The organism is Eubacterium sp. AM05-23 (assembly GCF_003477535.1).
GTDB classification, from domain to species: domain Bacteria; phylum Bacillota; class Clostridia; order Eubacteriales; family Eubacteriaceae; genus Eubacterium; species Eubacterium maltosivorans.
Map to the genome: position 1 here is coordinate 1 of NZ_QUDF01000017.1, position 20301 is coordinate 20301.

Annotated in this window: 17 protein-coding genes; 12 read left to right on the plus strand and 5 right to left on the minus strand. The window is 42.3% G+C overall.

Annotated features, from left to right (window positions below):
* The first annotated feature begins 60 nt into the window (after nt 1–60).
* The 9 genes from DW091_RS18210 to DW091_RS18250 all read left to right on the plus strand — a co-directional run bounded on the left by DW091_RS18210 (nt 61) and on the right by DW091_RS18250 (nt 8941).
* The gene (locus DW091_RS18210) at nt 61–336 is read left to right on the plus strand and encodes an HPr family phosphocarrier protein (protein WP_118518903.1); all 276 of its coding nucleotides are present in this window, start codon (nt 61–63) and stop codon (nt 334–336) included.
* 116 nt (nt 337–452) lie between these two features.
* Nucleotides 453–845, plus strand: a complete 393-nt coding sequence (locus tag DW091_RS18215) for a pyridoxamine 5'-phosphate oxidase family protein (RefSeq protein WP_074617328.1) — start codon at nt 453–455, stop codon at nt 843–845.
* A gap of 119 nt (nt 846–964) precedes the next feature.
* Nucleotides 965–1606, plus strand: coding sequence for a cobalamin-dependent protein (locus DW091_RS18220; protein WP_058694292.1), 642 nt, complete (start codon nt 965–967; stop codon nt 1604–1606).
* Entirely contained in the window at nt 1599–2300 is a 702-nt protein-coding gene (locus tag DW091_RS18225; protein WP_074617329.1) for a GntR family transcriptional regulator, read from the plus strand. The genes DW091_RS18220 and DW091_RS18225 overlap by 8 nt, the downstream gene beginning before the upstream one ends.
* Before the next feature lie 2 nt (nt 2301–2302).
* A complete protein-coding gene (locus DW091_RS18230) occupies nt 2303–2995 on the plus strand; it encodes a GntR family transcriptional regulator (RefSeq protein WP_224168847.1) in 693 nt (230 codons plus the stop codon).
* A gap of 204 nt (nt 2996–3199) precedes the next feature.
* Nucleotides 3200–4636 (plus strand): trimethylamine methyltransferase family protein, encoded by a 1437-nt coding sequence (locus tag DW091_RS18235; RefSeq protein WP_058694295.1) that lies wholly within the window; start codon nt 3200–3202, stop codon nt 4634–4636.
* A gap of 19 nt (nt 4637–4655) precedes the next feature.
* On the plus strand, nt 4656–6071 hold the full coding sequence (locus DW091_RS18240; RefSeq protein WP_118518904.1) for a trimethylamine methyltransferase family protein: 1416 nt from the start codon (nt 4656–4658) through the stop codon (nt 6069–6071).
* An 11-nt stretch (nt 6072–6082) separates the two neighbouring features.
* On the plus strand, nt 6083–7324 hold the full coding sequence (locus DW091_RS18245; RefSeq protein WP_096919697.1) for an MFS transporter: 1242 nt from the start codon (nt 6083–6085) through the stop codon (nt 7322–7324).
* A 54-nt stretch (nt 7325–7378) separates the two neighbouring features.
* The gene (locus DW091_RS18250; RefSeq protein WP_118518905.1) at nt 7379–8941 is read left to right on the plus strand and encodes a BCCT family transporter; all 1563 of its coding nucleotides are present in this window, start codon (nt 7379–7381) and stop codon (nt 8939–8941) included.
* A 20-nt stretch (nt 8942–8961) separates the two neighbouring features.
* Here DW091_RS18250 and DW091_RS18255 read toward each other — a convergent pair whose 3' ends face one another.
* The gene (locus DW091_RS18255; RefSeq protein ID WP_118518906.1) at nt 8962–9753 is read right to left on the minus strand and encodes a GNAT family N-acetyltransferase; all 792 of its coding nucleotides are present in this window, start codon (nt 9751–9753) and stop codon (nt 8962–8964) included.
* A gap of 79 nt (nt 9754–9832) precedes the next feature.
* Nucleotides 9833–10381 carry a flavodoxin family protein gene (locus DW091_RS18260; protein ID WP_074617335.1) on the minus strand — a complete coding sequence of 183 codons (549 nt, stop codon included), beginning with the start codon at nt 10379–10381 and terminating at the stop codon, nt 9833–9835.
* A gap of 303 nt (nt 10382–10684) precedes the next feature.
* Here DW091_RS18260 and DW091_RS18265 point away from each other — a divergent pair, with 303 nt between their 5' ends.
* Nucleotides 10685–12136 (plus strand): GntR family transcriptional regulator, encoded by a 1452-nt coding sequence (locus DW091_RS18265; RefSeq protein ID WP_058694301.1) that lies wholly within the window; start codon nt 10685–10687, stop codon nt 12134–12136.
* Nucleotides 12137–12167: 31 nt separating this feature from the next.
* Here the strand turns inward: DW091_RS18265 and glsA are convergent, their stop codons facing one another.
* The 3 genes from glsA to DW091_RS18280 form a co-directional block, all read right to left on the minus strand.
* A complete protein-coding gene (glsA, locus tag DW091_RS18270) occupies nt 12168–13109 on the minus strand; it encodes a glutaminase A (RefSeq protein ID WP_118518908.1) in 942 nt (313 codons plus the stop codon).
* Nucleotides 13110–13346: 237 nt separating this feature from the next.
* Nucleotides 13347–13622: a metal-sensing transcriptional repressor gene (locus tag DW091_RS18275; RefSeq protein ID WP_058694303.1), complete on the minus strand. Its 276-nt coding sequence runs from the start codon at nt 13620–13622 to the stop codon at nt 13347–13349.
* A gap of 5 nt (nt 13623–13627) precedes the next feature.
* Complete coding sequence (locus DW091_RS18280) at nt 13628–16222, minus strand: heavy metal translocating P-type ATPase (RefSeq protein WP_118518909.1); 2595 nt, start codon at nt 16220–16222, stop codon at nt 13628–13630.
* A 413-nt stretch (nt 16223–16635) separates the two neighbouring features.
* Here DW091_RS18280 and DW091_RS18285 point away from each other — a divergent pair, with 413 nt between their 5' ends.
* Nucleotides 16636–17418 carry an RICIN domain-containing protein gene (locus DW091_RS18285; protein ID WP_158577939.1) on the plus strand — a complete coding sequence of 261 codons (783 nt, stop codon included), beginning with the start codon at nt 16636–16638 and terminating at the stop codon, nt 17416–17418.
* Nucleotides 17419–17705: 287 nt separating this feature from the next.
* Nucleotides 17706–20276, plus strand: coding sequence for a selenium-dependent xanthine dehydrogenase (xdh, locus tag DW091_RS18290; RefSeq protein ID WP_118518911.1), 2571 nt, complete (start codon nt 17706–17708; stop codon nt 20274–20276).
* Nucleotides 20277–20301: the final 25 nt, after the last annotated feature.

Here is a 20301-nt window from a genome sequence, read left to right on the forward strand (position 1 = left end):
AAGTCCTTAGCAGGCTGCTAAGCTACTTGCCGCAAATTTATTGTAACAGGAGACAGCAAAATGTATACACAAAAGCTGACTGTTGTAAACCCTACCGGACTGCATGCGCGTCCAGCAGCGGAGTTCTGTAAGGTTGCAGGCAGTTATCAATCAAAAATTATGCTCAAACGCCTGGGAGTAAATGAAAAAGAGGGCAATGGAAAGTCTGTTATCGCTGTTATGGCCATGGGGCTGCCGAAAGGCTGCGAGATCGAAATCAGCGCAGAAGGTGAGGATGAAAACGCAGCAGTTGAGGCATTGGCAGAATTGGTCAGAGGCGGATTTGGTGAAATATAAATAAGTGATGCCGTTAAACAGAAAATTTTGTTTGACGGCTTTTTTATTTTCAGGTCAATTTTAGGATATGTGGTATAATTAAGAATACAATATTAAATTCGAAAGGGTGAAGGATCATGCAGAAAGTTTATGATTTTTTGAAAAAGTGTAACACCTACTATCTGGCTACAACAGATGGCGACCAGCCAAGGGTGCGCCCCTTTGGGACGATTGATCTTTTTGAGGACAAGCTCTATATTCAGACAGGAAAGGTAAAGGACGTTTCAAAGCAGATAATAAAGAATCCCAAAATTGAGCTGTGCGCTTTTAATGGTCAAAAATGGCTGAGAGTGCAGGCTGTTGCTGTAGAAGATGACCGTGTAGAGGCCAGACAACATATGTTAGACAGTTATCCAGAGCTGCAGAATATGTATTCTGCAACGGATGATAATACCCAGGTGTTTTACATGAAAGATGCCACTGCGACATTTTCCTCATTTACGGAAGCACCGGAGATTATTACATTCTAATCAGTGAAAGCCTAGGACAGTGAGCACTGTTCTGGGCTTTATTGCGTTTTTTCTGCTGATTTATTTACATTCAAAAGCTGCTAAGATATAATGAATTATAAAGATGAGGTGATTAAAAAATGTTAGAGGCACTTGTATCCTTTTTCATTGAGCTGGATGAAGATAAGGTGGTTATAACCATACAACGTTTGATAAAGGCAGGAATCGAAAAGAAAAAAGTTGTGGAAGCACTGAATGAAGCACTGGATATTATTGGAAAAAAGTACGAGACTGGAGAGTATACCTTATCGGACTTAATGATGGCGGGCATTCTCTATGAACAGGTGATGGAGATGGACTGTATTGATATTTCAAAATCCATTGAAAAGTCAGCGTTGAAAGATGGGATAATTGTTATTGGAACGATTGAGAGCGACATGCACGATATTGGGAAATCGCTGTTTAAAAGTGTTGCCTCCACTTCAGGATTTCAGGTCATTGATCTTGGCGTTAATGTAAAGCCTGAAGTATTCTGTCAGAAAATAAAAGAGCTTAACCCAGATATTGTGGGGATCAGCGCAGTGCTTACCGGAGCTATCAGCCATCTGCGGAAAGCAGTTGATGCCATTACACAAGAAGGGCTCAGAGATCAGGTGAAAATCATTATTGGCGGCAGTGTAGTAGATGCGGCTGTCTGTAGGGAGGTAGGAGCAGACGGTTTTACAGATGATGCGATTCAGGGTGTCGAAATATGTCAAAAGTGGATGAACAGCGATGGGTGAATATACGAAGTATACAGAAATTATAGAGAACATAAAACAGAAGATACAAAGCAATATTTATAAATCGAATGAACTGCTTCCTTCCGAAAAGGAGTTGTGCACCGAATACAGTGTAAGCCGGCGAACCGTTCGAAGAGCGATTATAGAGCTTGTAGAGGATGGCTATTTATATACAGTGCCGGGTAAAGGAACCTTTGTACATGTCTTAAATAAGGATAATTATGAAGTTAACTTTAGACTTGGAGACATTATTTACAAGGGATTTGATAAATCAGAATTATATGAAGCCACCATTCTCTCGCCAGATGTTTACCTTGTATATAATTTGCAGGTGGCGCCAACAGATAAGGTTCTACGAATTCAGTCTCAGCTGAAAAGAGACGCTCAGGTTGTCGCTTTTGATGTTAAAAACATCCCGTATTTTCTGGGGATTCCTTTGAAAGAGGAGAACCTGAATTATAATAGTTTGAGAGATATTTTAAAAAATAAAATTTCTCAGTACGAAATGACAGAGGAAATTTATCTGTCCTCAATGATGGCAGATGATTTTTTGTGCAGAGTAATGCAGATGGAAGCTCCGGAGCCTTTGATGGTTTTAGATATCATCATCAGTGACCGAGACAAAATCCCACTGGGATGGAATAAAATTTATATAAAATGGAATGAAAGTGAAATTAAAGGGGTATCGGTTTGACAGTGAACAATCATTTTACAGCTTATGAGCTTATTGCAAGTGATATCCGTGAAAAAATTGAAGAAAATATTTTTAAGCCTGAACAGAGACTGCCTTCAGTACTTGAATTATGCAGTGAATATAATGCAAGCGATTCTACGATTCGAAAAAGTCTGGATATTTTAAAAAAAGAAGGCTATATTTACAGTAAAAAAAGAGTCGGTGTTTTTGTAAGCTCTATCGAGGAAAAACGGTTTATTCTTAAATTTAATGAATTCAGCAATTTAAAAGAGCCAGTCACAGCTTATAAGCTGGTAATGTTTAAAAAAGGACCAGATAATAAAAAAGTTAAGGATTCAAGGTTTTATCACAAAAAATATATTGAATGCCATCGTATCTATACGGCAGGGGCATTTCCGGTATTGTATAAAATCGACTATATTCTGTACAACGCTCATATGCGTCTGAAAAGTATTAACGCTGAAAAATGGATTGGAGAAATGGATCTTGTAATGGAGAGCCCTGCAATTTATAAAAAACTTTCATTAAAAATAGATCTGGGCAAAGAGGAGATTCGCAAGGCTATGATTTTGGCAGAAGAGAGTATCCTTTATAAAATAAGGCGGGAGTATTACACTGAAAAGAAGTCGTTTGTGGGTTTAAGCGAAATTTATGTGGCAAACCATGACTTAAAATTACAGATTCATGAAAAATAGGGTTGACAGAAAGAGTAAATCCTGATATATTCTATGTGTAATATGTACAACATAAAAAATAAACACGGAGTACCGCGTTTATTTTTTAAAGGCCTTCTATGTGCTACATGTACAACTTAATATCGCGATGTTTTAAAAGATGATTTTATTTTTAAAGGAGGGCTCTTTGACAAATCTATTATAATAGGTGTTAAAGGGGAGACTATGAAACCATACGAACGATTTATTTCTAAGAATGATATTCAAACGATTCATGAAGAAAGTGTAAAAATATTAAGTGAAATCGGAGTTAAATTTGAACATGAAACAGCTATCGAGCTTTTTAAAAAGCATGGTGCAAAGGTTGATGGGGATATTGTTTTTATTGATGAAGCCTTGCTAAGCAAATCTTTAAAGAAAGTACCAGAAAGCTTCGAAGTGAATATAGGTGAAGGCAAAACCATTAATCTGGGCGGTGGATCGAAGGTACGTATGCCGGCAATGGGAAATATTTATATTTCAGAAAAAGGTAAAATACGCAAAATGGATAATAAAGATACCATTGATCAATTCAAACTTGCAGACACCAGCCCGGTTGTCAATGTCGGTTATCTGAATTATCTTCCTGATCTAAAAGGATTTACAACAGAGCAAAAAATGTTTTACTTGATTGCTATGTCACTGAAATACTGCAATCAACGCAATATTATGTTGAAGGTAGATACCTTCCACATGCCTGAGAACCGTTCAGTCCGTGAAGTTACCCAGGAAGGCTATCAGCTTGTTAAGCGGTTCTACGGCATTGATGGGTATGTAGCTCTTGGTGATATTAACCCGATTTCACCTTTGACATATGATCATGATCCCATTGAAAAGCTGTTGGGTATCTGTGCAGAGAACCAGCCGATCTGGATTTGTCCATGTGCTATGCCGATGATGACTGCGCCGGCGTCGGTCGCTTCAATGGTTGCTCAAACAAATGCAGAAATATTAGCAGGCTTGACACTTATACAGCTCATTAACCCTGGAACGCCAGTTTTATACGGAAACACCTCGGGTTCGACAAACCTTCGTACCATTCAATTGAGTATCGGTGCGCCAGAGACAGCGCTTGTCAGCTATGCCACCGCAGGTCTTGCTGATTATTACAATCTGCCTTTCAGAACCGGTGGAGGCTTGAGTGACGCTAAAGATATGGACATGCAGGCAGGTCTGGAATCTATGCTGATGATTCAGACAACTGAAGAGTGTAATCCAGATTTGGTTATGCATAGCTGCGGTACGATTGGTTCATTCAATGTCATCAGTTTTGAAAAATTTTTGGTAGATGAGGAAATTTGGGATTACGTCAGACGATTAATAAAAGGTGTGGATATTACTGAAAAGAAACTCTGCTTTAAGGAACTTCAAGAGGCAGGGCCGCGTGGAACTTTTGTAACAGGCAGAACACCCAAAATGTATCGGGAAGAATTTGTTTTACCTAAATATCTGAATAAGGACGATCCAAATCAATGGCAGGCACAGGGGGGGACACCTTTGAGGGACACCCTTCATGAAGCTGTGAGAAGCCGTATTAACAGTTACATGCCGCCGGAGATCACCAAAGAACAAAATGAACTTTTAATGCCTTATCTGCCAGAAATATATAAAGAAAGAATTTAATAAAACAAAGAGGTTAAGTATGTGCGCTGAAAAAAATTACTTTGAACAAAATGGGAGTCTCCATGAACAGTCAAAAGCCTTTTTAAAGAAAAACGGTCTGCCTTTGGAAGATAAAAAACTGGAGGATTGGCTTAGAAAGCGAGGGTTTACGGTGGAAGGGGGCCGAATAAAGTTTAGGGATTATGAAATCGAGCATGCTCTAAAATTATGTCCTTCGGTAATCCAACTGAAAACGGATGTGTCTGACTTAGACCTTGGAGGGTTAAAAAGCTACTATGGATTTACAGGCATATCAGAATTATTTTTAAAAGACAACAACGCACATACTTTTCACAAGGAAGATGGTATTGATATTTTTAAACTTGTCGATACCAGTCGTATTATAGATTTTTCGGCGTACTATCCCTGGTTTTCCAGCTATCGGAGCCAGGCAGAACAACTAGCTTTTCTACTCAAACACAGTAATAAATCTGTGGTCGTTCTTCCGGGAAAATGTGTTAATAAAATAGATCTGTATGAATCACTTCAACTCATCGGCGACTATTTTGAGCAAAGAAATGAGTACCAGCTGGCAGTTCCAGTGGAGGTATATGATGACAGCGCGGTTACGTGGAGGCAGATAGAGTGTTTGGAATGTGTAGCGGGGTTTCATCAGGTAATTTTATTAAGTATCCACAGCACGATAAAAGAGAATGAATTAATAACAGAAGAAGCGCTATGTGTTCGAATCAATGCTGTAGCTTTAGGTTACTGCTGTATTATTCAAAAGCTTTTTAGTGGGCAGGCTGTAATCTTTACATTGTCTAATCAGATATCCAGAGGTTATAACGATAAAGAGGCGGTAAGTGTTATGAGCAAAAGCATTTTAGGGCTGACTGCACAGGTATGGAGGTATTATCAAGTGCCGTTTATGATGAGCAATCTTCCTCTTAATGCACAGATACCAAATGTCGTTGCTGGTATTGAAGCTATGGCGCGTTACCGGGAGATGTTTGATGATCTTCAAAGCGACATAATGAATTTTTCGTTGGGCGGTCTTGATCATGAAAAAGTGTTTTGTCTCGAAAAATATCTGATCGATGAAGAGATTATTGAAATGCTGGCGCGATTATATCGTGGAATAGACTGTTCAGAGGAAGCAAGCTGTTATGATGCTGTAAAGAACGCAGGCCCCAGAGGAAGCTACTTTAATACTCGTATGCTTAAAATTATAAAAAAAGAATTCTACGACAGCCGTTATTTAAATAAAGAATCTCTTGGTAATTGGCGTTCTGAGACAGAGCAGGACTTGATTGGTTATGTGAGGAAAGCTGTTCAAAAAAGATTGAACGCCTATGTTCCACCGGAGGTTACAAAAGAGAAAAGAATGCTTTTGGACAAGTACCTGAGAGACGAGGATCGCTGTATTACTCAATTTCAGGATATCAAATTTTAGAGGAGAAAATCATGGAATTATCAAAAGGGAAGAGGAATTTTCTGGTTGTATTAATCAGTTTTATGGTCGGGATTATTTATTTTATTCCATATATTCGATTTACGTTTTATGATCAAACGATTGCTGCGTTTCAGCTTACCAATATGGAACTTGGCAATTTAGGTGCGGTATATGGTCTCGTTGCATTATTTTGTTATCCAATCAGCGGTTTTTTGGCAGAAAAGTTTAGTCCTAAACTTTTACTGGCAGCGTCTTTCATCGGAACAGCGGCGATGACCTTTTGGCAGGCAAGCTTTCCAAGCTACGGCGCATTACTCGTTATCTATATTTTATTTGCCTTCTTTACAACAGCAACATTGTGGTCACCATATATCGCAGTGTTAAGAAATCTGGGAACTGAGGAAGAACAGGGGAAGCTTTTTGGGATCAGTGAAGCGATGCGCGGTATTGTTTCTACAGTAACAGGTTTTGTATTTGTCTGGATACTGAGTCTTTTTGCCGATGCCGTTGGTGGATTTAGGGCTATTTTGATTATCGGAGCAGTGGTCTATATTATTTTTGCGGCGTTAGCTATTATTTTTCTTCCTAAAAATGTTTCACGCGAAGAAAAAGAGAATGAGGGGAAGAAAGAGAAAGGAAGCATCCTGAAGGCTTTGAAACTACCAGGTGTCTGGCTAATGGGGCTCTTTATTTTCAGCTGCTATTCTATTATTGCTGCGGGCATTAATTATCTTGGAACTTATACTACACAGATTTTAGGCGTCTCGGCTTCTGTATCCAGCAGTTTGGCTATTATACGAAGCTACGTCTTAACGGTTGTAGCAGGCATTGGGGCTGGAATCATCGCAGATAAGTTTAAATCGAGATTGATATTTTTAGTTTATGTTTTGATCGCTATCATCGTTTGTGCTGTTGCGACACCATTTTTATCTAATCTTGTTACTCTGGCAATCATTGTCACTATGGTTTTGTCGTTATTGTATTTTATGATGAAATCTGTATATTTTTCCATTATGGGTGAAAGCGGTATTCCTGTAGCTATGACTGGTATCGCCAGCGGCATTGTATCGTTTATTGGTTTTATTCCAGACGCTTTTATTACATCTCTAATGGGATCATGGCTTGATAAAGACCCTGTAACAGGCTTTAATATGATTTTTGCCTGGATTGCAATTTGGGGTGTGATTGCAATTGTTCTGGCACTTGTTATTTATAAAAGAGGAAAGAAAAACCAACTGATTCATGAAAAATGATCGTACTTATAAGCGGCCCGTCTGTTTGGCCGCTTTTTTCTTTAGGAGGAAACAATGAAGCATCAAAAGATTAATTTAATTGTTTTTTTACCGTCAGTATTTCTTTTTTGCGTCTGCATTATATTAGCTTTTCTTGATAACGTGGCGTTTGTAAGCTTAACCAGTACGCTGTATGCGTGGATATTGGACGAATTCGGATGGCTGTTTTTACTGACTGCTTTGGTAGTATTTCTGGTGTGCCTCGGTTTGTATTTTTCGCATTTTGGAAAAATAATCATAGGAGGAAAAGGGGCTAAGCCGATAATGTCTGTCTGGAATTGGTTCAGTATTACGCTTTGCACCACGGTGGCTTCGGGCATTGTATTTTGGGGGGCGGCTGAGCCAGTACAGCATATTCTTAATCCTCCGGTATCAAGCGGTATTGAGGCTCTGACTCCAGAGTCTTCTCTATTTGCCATGGCAGCAGTTTTCAGACACTGGACGGTCCTGCCCTATGGACTTTACACAATTTTAGCGGTCGTTTTTGCTTTTGTTTATTATAATATGCGGCAGCCCTTCTCCTTGGGTTCTGTCATTGCGCCGCTTATTCCTGAAAAGGGAAGAAGCGGCGTGAGCAAGGCTGTGGATTTTATCTGTGTATTTGCATTGGTCACAGGTCTTGCCGCATCTCTGGCTTCAGGCGTGCTCAGTATCAATGGTGGGCTCAGCAAGCTGTTCGGCATCGATTCAAATGCAATGGTGTGGGGAATCATCATTCTGGTAATTGGAGGTATGACCATTATTGCCGCAGTTACGGGGATCACTCGAGGTATAAAATATCTGTCAAATATAAATGTAGCAATGTATATTGTGATACTGGCTTTTATACTCTTGTTCGGGGGAACTGTCTTTATTTTTAGTTTTGGTATTGAAAGCATAGGTCAGTTTATATCGACCTTTTTCAGTGGTACGCTGTTTACTGGCACAGCAGAGGGCGACCCCTGGGCCAAAAATTGGACGATGTTTTATTTGGGAAACTGGATGGCGTGGGCACCAGTGACGGCGGTGTTCCTCGGAAGAATTAGCTATGGCCGCAGGATAAAAGATGTGATTGCAATGAACCTTTTTGTAACCGCACTGTTTAGTGTAGTTTGGTTCATGATTATCTCTGGAGCGACGGTCAATCAGCTGATGAATAACCCCGCATCAGGTCTCATTGATGCATATAACGCCGGGTATGAAAATGTAATTTATCAGCTTTTCAAGAACTTGCCTTTAAGCCAGATTTTTATTCCTTTGTATCTGGTAGCGGTTTTGATTTCATTTGTAACCGCAGCCGATTCCACTACAATGGCCATTGCAGGTATTTGCAGCAAAGGAATCGCACCAGATTCGCCAGAGCCGCCAACTTATTTGATTGCGGTTTGGGGTGTTATTGTAGCTGTGGTAACCTGGATTATGATGTCGGTGGGTGAGGGCATTACCGGCATTAAGATGCTTTCGAATATTGGCGGCCTTCCAGCCATGTTTTTGATTGTTCTTGTGGTAATCAGCGCGATAATCATTTCGATACACCCAGAAAGATATAATTTTGTTGATAAAAACAATGTAACTGACAAACAATGTAAAATGAATTGATCTGCACAAGATACACACTTTTAGCGTGGTGCGGACAAAAGGGCCATATCACCCACGGCATATGCTGTGTAAGGCGCCTCCAGACAGTAGCCAAGGCTCTCTGCAAGGCCCAGGGATTCCTGGCTGGCAGCATCCCAGCTGGGATAGCGGTTTTGCTGCAGGCATTCTAAAATAAGGCGTGAGCCTACAATCCGTGCCAAACCTTGTCTTCGATAGGGGCGTTTAGTATCGATCTGGATTTCGATACCGTCATCGTAATAAGTATAGGAGGAAGCTCCGGCAATGACTTCATGGTTTTTAATGATGACAAATCCGAGACCGTTTTGTGCATAATCCTGTGCGTTTTTAAACTGAAAACATAAATCTTTAGACCATTCTTCATTTCGCAGAGTGCGGTAAAGCGTACCGTCAATTCGACAAATTTCGCAGTCCTGGGGAAGGCCTGTAAGATTAACCCGAAGCTGTTCTTGATTGAAGGCTTCGGGTTCTTTTTTTAGAGCATAACGTATAAATTTTACGTATCGTCCATCGTAGGTAGATTCGATTAATGAATGCCAGCTTTCCTGGCGCGTGATCAGGGTAATGACGGGAACCCTGCTCGGATCAGGAATGTTATTGATCAGCTCTGGATCAGGTATGCCGGCAAAAAAACAAAAATCGCCGATTAAGATCTGGGCAGACCTGGGGGTGTCGGGATTATCTGCAAAAGCCTGACCGAGATGGCCTTGAAGGCAGGACCATACTGGTGTTTCATTCCAACCTTTAAATAATGGCGCAATACACTGTAGATTTTTTTTTGAAATTGTGTACAAAGCGAGCCTCCTGGCAGTATAAAAAATAAAAGCCAGCCAGTAGAAAGATATCCTGGCTTTGTAGGAACATTGTTAATCGTTAAAAGCTTTGCCCAAAGGCGAGGACTTGTTCCAGCCAGCCGCTTTCCAGAATATCATCCTTTTTCCAGACATCAGAAGCGATAAAAACGCCTTTATCCTGCCATTTCAGGTAGTCTGCGGTTAGCTTATAACTGTCAATGGCGGGAAGAAAATCCTTCAGGTCACTGCTGGCACCGGTCATCAGCAGGACTGATTTTTTACCTACCAAAGGCATTGGATGATTACTTCTGCAAAAAGCGTACATTCGATCAATGACTGCTTTTAGCTGGGCAGTCAAATTGAAAAAATATAGCGGCGATACCAGAACAACCATGTCAGCAGCTAAAAGCATGGGGTAAATTTTCCAAAAATCATCTTTTTGAACACAAGGTGCATCGGCCTCGGCGTAACATTGATCGCAAGCCAGGCATCCGTTTATTTTCATGTGACCAGCGGAAATCATTGTAACGACATGATCCTTTTGCTGAAGCCCCTGCGCAAAGGCACGGGCCAGCAGTTCGCTGTTGCCGCCTTTTCTGGGACTGGACGAAATAATTAAAACTTTCATATTTAACCTCCTGATAACGTAAACAACCATTGAATAGAATTATAATCCAGTGTGATGGTAAAAGCAATGGAAATGTGATAAATTGTGGTGTGAATTTTATGGCTCTCAGGGACCGTGAAAATTGCAAGCAATACCAGTGGATGCCGTTGTTTTTGCCCGGATGAGTATATATGGCGGAAGCAAAGGGTTTAAACGGTATCGGTTATCATTCTTATTTGGGATTCCTAATAGATGCTTTTGAAGCTATGGCAATGCTGGATTTTGAAAATAAAGTGTGTTAGAATGAAAAAAAGGAGGAATTTTATGGCAGCAGAAAAAAGTCAACAGAAAATGATATATCATTTTCTGCTAAGACAGATCAAGATGGGCAATTATAAAAGTGGAGACCGTTTTCCAACGGTTAAGGAGATCGCCGATCATTTTAACGTGTCCTATTGTCCAGCCCAGATCGCCTTAAAAACATTGGAAAAGGACGGGTATGTCCAGCTGAGCAAGGGGAAAACAGCAGAAATAATATGGCAGCCAGATGAAACCGCAGAAAAAACACTGGACTTTGAAGAGCGCAGGGGGGTATTGAAGGATCTTTATGAAAGTCTCTGTCATTTTTCCCCCTTATCCAGGCTACAGGGATTAAGTTTGATGGATGAAAAACAGCTCGCTGAACTGGAACAGCTGCTTACCAGTGATCAGGAGCCGCTGTTGTTTAGCCTTTATAAGGGTTTTGAAGTATCTTTACAACCTATGAAAAATCAGATGCTGATGTACTTGTTTACAGATGTTGATGCTTTTGTGGGAACAGTACTCGTGGACCGGATGAAAGATGTGAATGATGGCCAGGGCGATATGGCTTTGGAAAAAGTAAGAAAATATCTGCTCAATGCCATTCGGTGTATCCAAAAAAAGGAATATACAAATGGCTTTGAGCAGCTTTCACAATTAAGCTATTATTTAAAAGGATTTTTCGATATTAATCAGAATGAGGACGGCCAGTGTGCTCAGACCGAAGCTTTTTCTTGGGAACCTCAAAAGGGCCGTAAACGGTATTGTGATGACATCGCCATTGATCTGATCTGTAAAATTAACCAAGGGGTCTATCCGGTAGACAGCTACCTGCCGCAGGGCAGGCTGCTGGCGGATATTTATCATGTATCCCCGATTACTATACGTCGAACCATAAGTATTCTTAATGAGCTGGGCGTAGCAAAAAACATCAATGGTGTTGGAACAAAAGTGATTTTCCCGGGAGACCGGACGATTTTATACAAAATGAAGGATATGACAATGGACAGAAATCTGATTCAGTTTTTAGAAGCCCTGCAGATTCTGGCTATTACCGGTGAGTCTGTTGCACTTAGTGTTTTTCCATTTTTTGATGAAAATGCCCTCCAGAAGATTAAGGAAGCCTTAAAACTAAAGGGTGATGAGCGGTCAAAAATACAGACCTTTGCAGCTTGTTTACAGGCCATCGTCCATTGTGCTCCTTTTGCGGCGGTCAGGGAGATATACAGCAAGCTGACTCTTATGACACTAAAAGGGAGTGTTCTGCGGCTTGAGAGTACTGGCGATGAAAACATTGTCTGGTGGGCAGAAATGGCTGAAAGGTTTGAAAACAGTCTGGATAATAAGGACGCGGCTTTGTTTTCCAAAACACTTTTTGATTTGTTTTACCGGAGTTTTTGTTCTACCCGTAAGATGCTGTGTGAAATTGGAGTAGAACAGGCAGGCTTGGTTGCGGTTCCGATTATTTTTAAATAAGAATAAGAAGTTCGCGGTATCTTGTACCTGATTATCGGTAAAGTGAAAGATCGAGGGCATCAGAAATAAAACGCAAAGCTTTTTGCCCTCGGACACTGTTACCGATGGGGTCAAGCCTCGGACTGAAGGCAGAAAGTGCCAACTGACCGGGTACTACCGCCAGCAAGCCACCGCCCACGCCGCTCTTACCAGGAAGTCCTACGGTATAGGCGAAATCACCCGAAGCACCATAGAGACCTTCCATGGTCATTTCAGCAAAAATATGTGGTAAAAATTCGGGATTTATAACAGCTTTTTCAGTAATTGGGTTTACGCCGCCATTGGCCAGTGTAGCTCCCATAACCGCCAGATCTTTACAGGTTATGGCAACAGAGCATTGCCTGGTGTAAATATCGCAGGTGATATCTGGATCGTCATAAAGCGTGCCATAGCTTGACATGAGCCAGGCGATGCCTTTGTTATGGCTGTTGGTGGCAGCCTCTGAGGTATACACAGCATTCATCACTTCAAGGCTGTGGCCAGCAAATTGGCTGTAACCATCAAGAATTTTCTGCCATTTTTCATCGGAATTGGCGGCAGGCAACAGACTGACAGTAGCCATGGCGCCGGCGTTTACCAGTGGCGAGAGTGGCTTGCCGCGGTGCAGTTCCAGTGCCATTACAGAGTTAAAGGGAAGGCCTGTCGGGTCTGCGCCCACCTTTTTTAACATTTCCTGAGCTCCGACGGCTTCCATGACAAGCGCCATGGAAAAGACTTTGGAAATAGATTCAATGGCAAAGGGATAGCTGGTGTCACCTGTCTCAATTACTGTACCATCTGATGTTACAGCGGTCAGCCCAAACAGATTGGAAGGAACCTTGGCCAAGGCGGGAATATAAGAAGCGTTAGCGCCAGACTGATCACTTTCTGCGGCGCTGTAGGCTTGCTTGAGTACCGTTTCGAGTTTTTTAGTGTCAATGATATTTTTTTGCATGATTTAAACCTCGCTTTCGTAGAATGCTATATACCCATACGAGTCAAAAAAGAAAGGGAATATAAAATGTTTAAATTTTGGTAAAAGGGTATATATCTAAAGGAGCATACAACCTCTTATTTAAAAATTTTACTCTCCCCAAATTTTCCCTGAACAGGTTCCAGACTGATATGTCCGGAACCTGTTTTTTTGTGAAAAGCAATGCATAATAAAAAAGCCCCGTTCGGGGCTTTTTTATTATTTGTAATATTTATCCAAAATAGTAATAATCTCCTCAATCTTGGTATTGCGGTCTTCCTTGCTGCCGTTTTCGAAGGCATCTGTAACACAGTGATGCATATGTTGTTCGAGAATCTGCAGATTGGCCTTTTTTAAAAGAGCCTGTACCGCCAATACTTGTTTGGATACGTCAATGCAATAGCGGTCTTCTTCCAGCATTTTTATAATGCCGTCTATCTGGCCCCTTGCGGTTTTTAAAAGATTGAGCTCCTTGGTGCGGTCAATGCCTTCCATGAGGGTCACTCAGTAATGACAGAGGCGGGATAGCCAGCTTCATCCAGAGCATCGCACAGCATTTTGTCAGTAACGGCATCTGTCACATCCATGGTAACCTGGGCATCTTCCAGAGAAACCTGAACATTTGAAACGCCGTCAATGGCATTTAAAGTGTCTTCAACACGTTTTACGCAGTGTTTGCAGCTCATGTCATTTACATGTAATTTTTTAGTCATTGTTATTCCTTCTTTCTGTGATTCCATTATCGAATCACTGTTATTAATTTGATTATTGACAACCGTCACATCCGTTTGGATAGACGGCAGGTCATTCACAGAGATAAATTTTGGCTTAAAGCCTTTCAGAGAAAGTGCGTTCAGCACAACGGAAACTGAGCTCAGGCTCATGGCCGCTGCGGCAAACATCGGGTTCAGTTTGAGGCCGAAGGGAAGGTAGAGAATACCAGCAGCCAACGGAATACCGATGGTATTGTAAATAAAGGCCCAGAACAAGTTTTGCTTGATATTTCGAATCGTCGCTTTACTCAGCTGAATAGCTGCTACGATCTGCAAAAGGTCGTTCTGCATGAGGATAACATCAGCAGATTCGATGGCTACATCGGTTCCGTTGCCAATGGCAATGCCGATATCGCTTTGTGCCAGGGCAGGAGCATCATTGATGCCGTCACCGACCATAATAACCTGTTTGCCTTCAGTCTGAAGTTTTTTAATCAGGTCAGCCTTTTCCTCCGGCAGAACGTTAGCAATAACGTGATCAATATTGATTTTTGCGCCGATGGCACGTGCAGTCCGCTCATTATCACCGGTTAGCATATATACCTGAGTGCCCATAGCCTTAAGCTGAGCGATAGCATTTGACGAATTCTCCTTAAGCGTATCCGCAACGGCGATTATGCCAATCAGTTCATTGCCTTCACCGATAAACAAGGGCGTTTTACCAGCGTCAGAGAGACTGTTGTAAAGCTCAGTCTGAGTATCGGGGTCAATGCCGGAACCTTTCATAAGCTTCTGGTTGCCGATTGTAATAAAACGGGTATCTACAGTACCCTCGACGCCGAGGCCGGGGATAGCATTAAAATCGGACACTTCTCGTAACGCAATGCCCCTTTCGTTAGCCCCTTCCACGATGGCTTCACTCAGAGGATGTTCTGATTTAGCCTCAATGGAAGCAACAAGCTGAAGAAGTGTCTCTTCATCTGTACTGCCCAAGGGAACAATATCTGTAATGGAAGGCTTGCCAATGGTGATGGTGCCGGTTTTATCAAAAACAACGGCATCGGCTTTTCCGAGTGTTTCAAGGGCAGGGCCATTTTTAAAAAGAATGCCCTGCTCAGCGCCTTTGCCGGTGCCTACCATGATGGCTGTCGGTGTCGCCAGTCCGAGGGCGCAGGGACATGATATAACGAGTACTGAAATGCCCATCGACAATGCAAAGGAGAACTCATAACCGAGGAGCAGCCAGACGACAAAGGATAAGGCGGCAATTCCCATAACAGCTGGTACAAAATAACGGCTAATCTGGTCAGCAATTTTGGCGATCGGGGCTTTAGAGGACTGGGCCTCTTCTACAAGATGGATAATCTTGCTAAGCGTAGTATCATCACCAATTTTGGTGGCGCGAAACTTAAAAGCGCCAGTTTTATTGATGCTGCCACAGATAACGTGGTCACCGGTTTCCTTTTCTACCGGAATGCTCTCACCAGTAAGCAGGGACTCGTCGACACTGGAATGACCAGAAATAATTTCACCATCCACTGGAATACGATCACCAGGCTTAATGACGACGGTATCGCCAAGGCGTACATCATCAATGGGGATTTCGATCTCTGTATTACCGCGCTCTATGAGAGCGGTATCTGGAGCCAGGGCAATAAGTTTTTCAATAGCCTGGGAAGTTTTTCCTTTAGCGCGGGCTTCCATGTATTTTCCTAAGGTGATAAGGGTTAAAATAACCGCGGTCCCTTCAAAATAAATCTCGTGGGCGAAGTGATGCACCATGGACATATCGCCGTACGAATAGCCCCAGGCCAATTGGTACAATACATAAATACCATAAAGAAAAGAAGCGCTGGTTCCAACGGCCACCAGAGAGTCCATATTTGGAATGCGTTTCCAGAGGGCTTTGTAACCATCCTTATAAAAATGCGCACCCATATAAACAACAGGCAGGGTTAAAAGCATCTGAGTAATTGTGTTGACCAGGCGATTCATATCGCCATCTAAAAAAGCGGGAACAGGCAGCCCAATCATAGGACCCATAGACAGGTAGAATAAAGGAATGGTAAAAATTAATGAAATAATGAGCCGAGTCTGGAGCTCTTTCATTTGCTTTTGGGCATTTTCACCGGCTGTATTCTTGACAGTGCTTTTACCGGATGGAGAGGCATCCTGTTCGGGCACTGCACCATAACCGATTTTCTCGATAGCGGAGACAATCGCCGGAGCATGAACCGAGCTGTCATCATAGGTCACAGACAAATTTTCGGTGGCATAATTGACCACAGCGTCCTCCACACCATCCATTTTATTTACGGTTCGTTCGATGGCAGCAGCACAGGCCGTACAGGACATCCCTTCTATTTTAAAATTTTTTTTCATATGATAACCTCCAAACAGCACCCCTCGTGGGGTGGGGTATGTTTATATAATATAACACTTTAGAAGAATGGTCAAGTTCTTTTCAAAAATTTTTACCCCGTTGTTATTAAACTTAACAAAAGCTTTAAAGTATGGCAGTTTATCTGGAAAGTGTTGATCCTAAGTAAATTTGGATCAAGGTTAAAGTTAAAACTCCTGAAGTGCTATAAATTTCATTATTTTTGATGAAAACGCAAAACAATTCTTAATACTTGTTTATATTTTGTAAAATTTTCAATGAATGTTTGACGTACAGATAAAAAATTGCTATGATAGTACTAAGCTAAAGTAAATCAAAATGCAGTGTAGAGATATTTTGATAAAAACAGTATAATGTTATAATATTGTTTAAAATGACCAAAGGAGTTGGTAAAGTGAAACTGCAAGCAAATAAAGACTACGTCATTATGGCGCAGGAAAAGACGTTGGCTCTGGGAATTGAAAACGGCTCAGTCGAGAATGGTGCACTTATAAAATTACAAGAGGCCTCCAAAACAGTGGCAGAAAGCCAGAAATGGAAAGCAGAATATATTGATGATGAATGGTTTAAACTCATCAATAAACACTCTGAAAAGGTACTGGATTTGTGTATGCTGGGAACAGTAAACGGTACATGGGTACAGCAATGGGAATCCGTTGATACGGACAGCCAGCTTTGGTCCCTAGAAGAGACTGCTGAAGGTAGTTATCTGATAAAGTCTCAGCGCGCCGGTATTTATCTTGATATAGCGATGGGTGCTGCCGTACCGGGCGCTCAGATGCAGATTTGGGAAAAAACTGGGAGTGCCAATCAGGTATGGCATTTTATAGCAACCCAGATTGATGAGACTGTAAAGCCAGCTGAAAAAGCAGACACTGAAGTAACGCAGCAAAAAAAAACGGCCCCCCGAAAATCCGCTGCAGCAAAAAGGACAGCCTCGTCTAGAGCTAAAAAAACAACTGCATTAAAAGAAGATGCTGGATCAGAAAAGGTTGAAAAGGTAACCACTGCCCAAAAAACAACGGCTTCAAAAGCAACCACAAAAAAATCAGCGGCATCCAGAAAAGCCAGTGCAGCTAAAAAGACTGAACCGGCACAGGCAGCAACAGAACCCTCTAAAAAAACGACACGAAAAACACGTACCACTGTGGCTAAAAAAGTTGATACAGAAGCATAAGCTCATTGCGGGATATTCTAAACCACCAGCTTAATTTTTGGTGGTTTTTTTATACTTAAAAATTTCGAATGTTCTAAAAAAAATAGTCGTTTTTGAGAATAAAAGCTTGCTATTCTTGCAGAAATACGATAAAATATTATTATGTCATATAATAAAACAGTATTGTGTCTTAAATAAAACACTGTGCAAAGTTTATCCAATGAATAGCTGCCTGTAATCGTTCTGAGGACAAACAAAGTGTGAAATCAAAGCATTCGGTAAAATTAATCAATAAAGGAGTATCAGAAATGTACACGATTAAGGTCAACGGCGTAATACACGAGGTTGAACAGGATAAAAAGCTCATGCGCTTCTTGAGAGATGATCTGAGATTAACCTCAGTAAAGGATGGCTGCAGCGAAGGGGCCTGCGGTACCTGTACGATTATTATCGATGGTAAGGCTACCCGGTCCTGCATACCGATGGTATCTAAAATGGCAGATAAGGAGATTATCACGGCAGAAGGCCTTACAGAGCGTGAAAAAGAAGTTTACGGCTACGCTTTTGCAGCAGCAGGAGCTGTGCAATGCGGCTTTTGCATACCGGGAATGGTAATGTCGGGAAAAGCGCTTATTGACACTAATCCAAATCCGACGCGCCTAGAGGTGATAAACGCTATCAAAAATAACATATGCCGCTGTACTGGCTATAAAAAAATTGTTGATGGTATTTTATTAGCCGCTAAAGTTTTCAGAGAAAACCTTCCTGTAAATGAAGATGCTGGCGAGGTTACCGTTGGCCAGGCCATGCAGCGTGTAGACGCCAGAGAAAAAGTGCTTGGAACAGGTGAATACCCAGATGATCTTTATCTGGACGGCATGATTTATGGCAGCGCTGTGCGTGCAGCGTATCCGAGAGCTCGAGTGCTGGCGATTCATACGGATGAAGCAAAGGCAATGCCGGGTGTGATTGGTATTTTTACCGCTGAGGATATTCCGGGAAGTGTCAAGGTTGGGCACCTTAAACAGGACTGGGATACAATGATCCCTGTTGGGAAAACCACACATTATATCGGTGACGCAATCTGCCTGGTAGCAGCGGAAACACCTGAAATTCTGGAAGAAGCCAAGAAGCTTGTAAGGGTTGAATACGAACAGCTTGAAGGGGTTTTTGACCCGCGTGAGGCCATGAAGGAAGATGCACCTTTAGTACATGAAGGCAGCAAAACCAATGTTTTGGCACATGAGCACCTGGTACGTGGGAATGCGGATGAGGTTATTGCTCGTTCAAAATATAAGGTAACACGTCATTATGAAACACCATGGACCGAGCATGCTTTCCTGGAGCCGGAAACAGCCGTGGCAATGCCCTTTGATGGGGATGGTGTCTTTATTTATTCAACAGACCAGGGGACCTATGACACTCAGCATGAATGTATGGCAATGCTGGGTCTGCCCCCCGAAAAGGTAGTTGTTGAAAATAAGCTGGTGGGCGGCGGCTTTGGAGGCAAGGAAGACGTATCAGTCCAGCACCATGCTGCACTGATTGCCTATCTGACCAAGCGGACTGTTAAAGTCAAGCTTAGCCGGAAAGAAAGCATTATGATTCATCCTAAACGCCATCCGTTTTATATGGATGTTACATCCGCCTGTGACGAAGAAGGACACTTAACCGCGCTAAAAGCGGTGGTAGTGTCTGATACCGGTGCTTATGCCTCTTTGGGCGGTCCGGTGCTTCAACGAGCCTGCACACACGCTGCTGGCCCTTATAATTTCCAAACTATTGATATTGACGGTAAAGCTGTATATACGAATAATCCTCCAGCGGGTGCTTTCAGAGGCTTTGGGGTAACACAGACCTGCTTTGCTTCTGAAATGAACCTTAACCTTTTGGCTGAAATGGTGGGGATCACCCCATGGGAAATCCGCTATCGAAACGCGGTACGTCCAGGTGAGGTGCTCCCAAATGGACAAATTGCTGATCCGGCAACGGGTATTGCCGAAACATTGGAAGCGGTTAAAGAAATTTATGACAATGAAAAATACGTGGGCATTGGCTGTGCGATGAAAAATGCCGGCGTCGGCGTGGGTCTTCCAGACTGGGGACGCTGCCGGCTCCTGGTAAAGGACGGACATGTGGAAATACATGCTGGAGCCTCCTGTATTGGACAAGGACTGGGTACAGTGTTGACACAGGTGCTTTCTGAAACTGCGGAACTCACCCTGGATCAGATTGTTTATATGCCGCCAAATACAGCCAATGCACCGGATTCCGGCACAACCTCAGGCTCCAGGCAGACGTTGGTAACCGGTGAGGCCTGTAGGCGGGCAGCGGAGGATTTGAGGGCCGCGATGAGAAATAAAACGCTGGCGGAGCTTGAAGGGCAGGATTTTATGGGAGAGTATCTGGCAAAAACAGACGCCATGGGCACACCTGTGCCAAACCCGGTTTCTCACGTAGCCTACGGCTATGCAACACAGATGTGTGTGCTGAATGAAGATGGCACCATTAAAAAAATGGTTGCCGCCCATGATGTGGGCAAGGCTGTGAACCCCATTAGTGTAGAGGGGCAAATTGAAGGCGGTGTGGTCATGGGAATGGGCTATGCGCTAACAGAGCAATATGAGCTGGATCACGGTATTCCAAAGTCGAAATTTGGTACGCTGGGTCTCTTTAAGGCAGATAAGGTGCCAGAGCTTGACAGTATCATTGTTGAAAAACCAGGCATTGATGTGGCCTATGGCGCCATTGGTATTGGTGAGATCACCTCTATTCCGACAGCTCCGGCCATTGCAGATGCATACTATCGCTTAAACGGTGAATTTCAGACCGTTTTACCGCTGAAAAATACGCCCTATGAGAAAAAGAAGAAAAAGTAAAACAATATTTATCATACATATCAAA

Bases quoted from the DNA above. Each gene is read 5' to 3' on its own strand.
- DW091_RS18215 (WP_074617328.1), top strand. From the start codon at position 453: ATGCAGAAAGTTTATGATTTTTTGAAAAAGTGTAACACCTACTATCTG.
- glsA (WP_118518908.1), bottom strand. From the start codon at position 13,109: ATGCAAAAAAATATCATTGACACTAAAAAACTCGAAACGGTACTCAAG.
- DW091_RS18250 (WP_118518905.1), top strand. From the start codon at position 7,379: ATGAAGCATCAAAAGATTAATTTAATTGTTTTTTTACCGTCAGTATTT.
- DW091_RS18245 (WP_096919697.1), top strand. From the start codon at position 6,083: ATGGAATTATCAAAAGGGAAGAGGAATTTTCTGGTTGTATTAATCAGT.
- DW091_RS18235 (WP_058694295.1), top strand. From the start codon at position 3,200: ATGAAACCATACGAACGATTTATTTCTAAGAATGATATTCAAACGATT.
- DW091_RS18240 (WP_118518904.1), top strand. From the start codon at position 4,656: ATGTGCGCTGAAAAAAATTACTTTGAACAAAATGGGAGTCTCCATGAA.
- DW091_RS18265 (WP_058694301.1), top strand. From the start codon at position 10,685: ATGGCAGCAGAAAAAAGTCAACAGAAAATGATATATCATTTTCTGCTA.
- xdh (WP_118518911.1), top strand. From the start codon at position 17,706: ATGTACACGATTAAGGTCAACGGCGTAATACACGAGGTTGAACAGGAT.
- DW091_RS18260 (WP_074617335.1), bottom strand. From the start codon at position 10,381: ATGAAAGTTTTAATTATTTCGTCCAGTCCCAGAAAAGGCGGCAACAGC.
- DW091_RS18225 (WP_074617329.1), top strand. From the start codon at position 1,599: ATGGGTGAATATACGAAGTATACAGAAATTATAGAGAACATAAAACAG.
- DW091_RS18275 (WP_058694303.1), bottom strand. From the start codon at position 13,622: ATGGAAGGCATTGACCGCACCAAGGAGCTCAATCTTTTAAAAACCGCA.
- DW091_RS18220 (WP_058694292.1), top strand. From the start codon at position 965: ATGTTAGAGGCACTTGTATCCTTTTTCATTGAGCTGGATGAAGATAAG.
- DW091_RS18280 (WP_118518909.1), bottom strand. From the start codon at position 16,222: ATGAAAAAAAATTTTAAAATAGAAGGGATGTCCTGTACGGCCTGTGCT.
- DW091_RS18210 (WP_118518903.1), top strand. From the start codon at position 61: ATGTATACACAAAAGCTGACTGTTGTAAACCCTACCGGACTGCATGCG.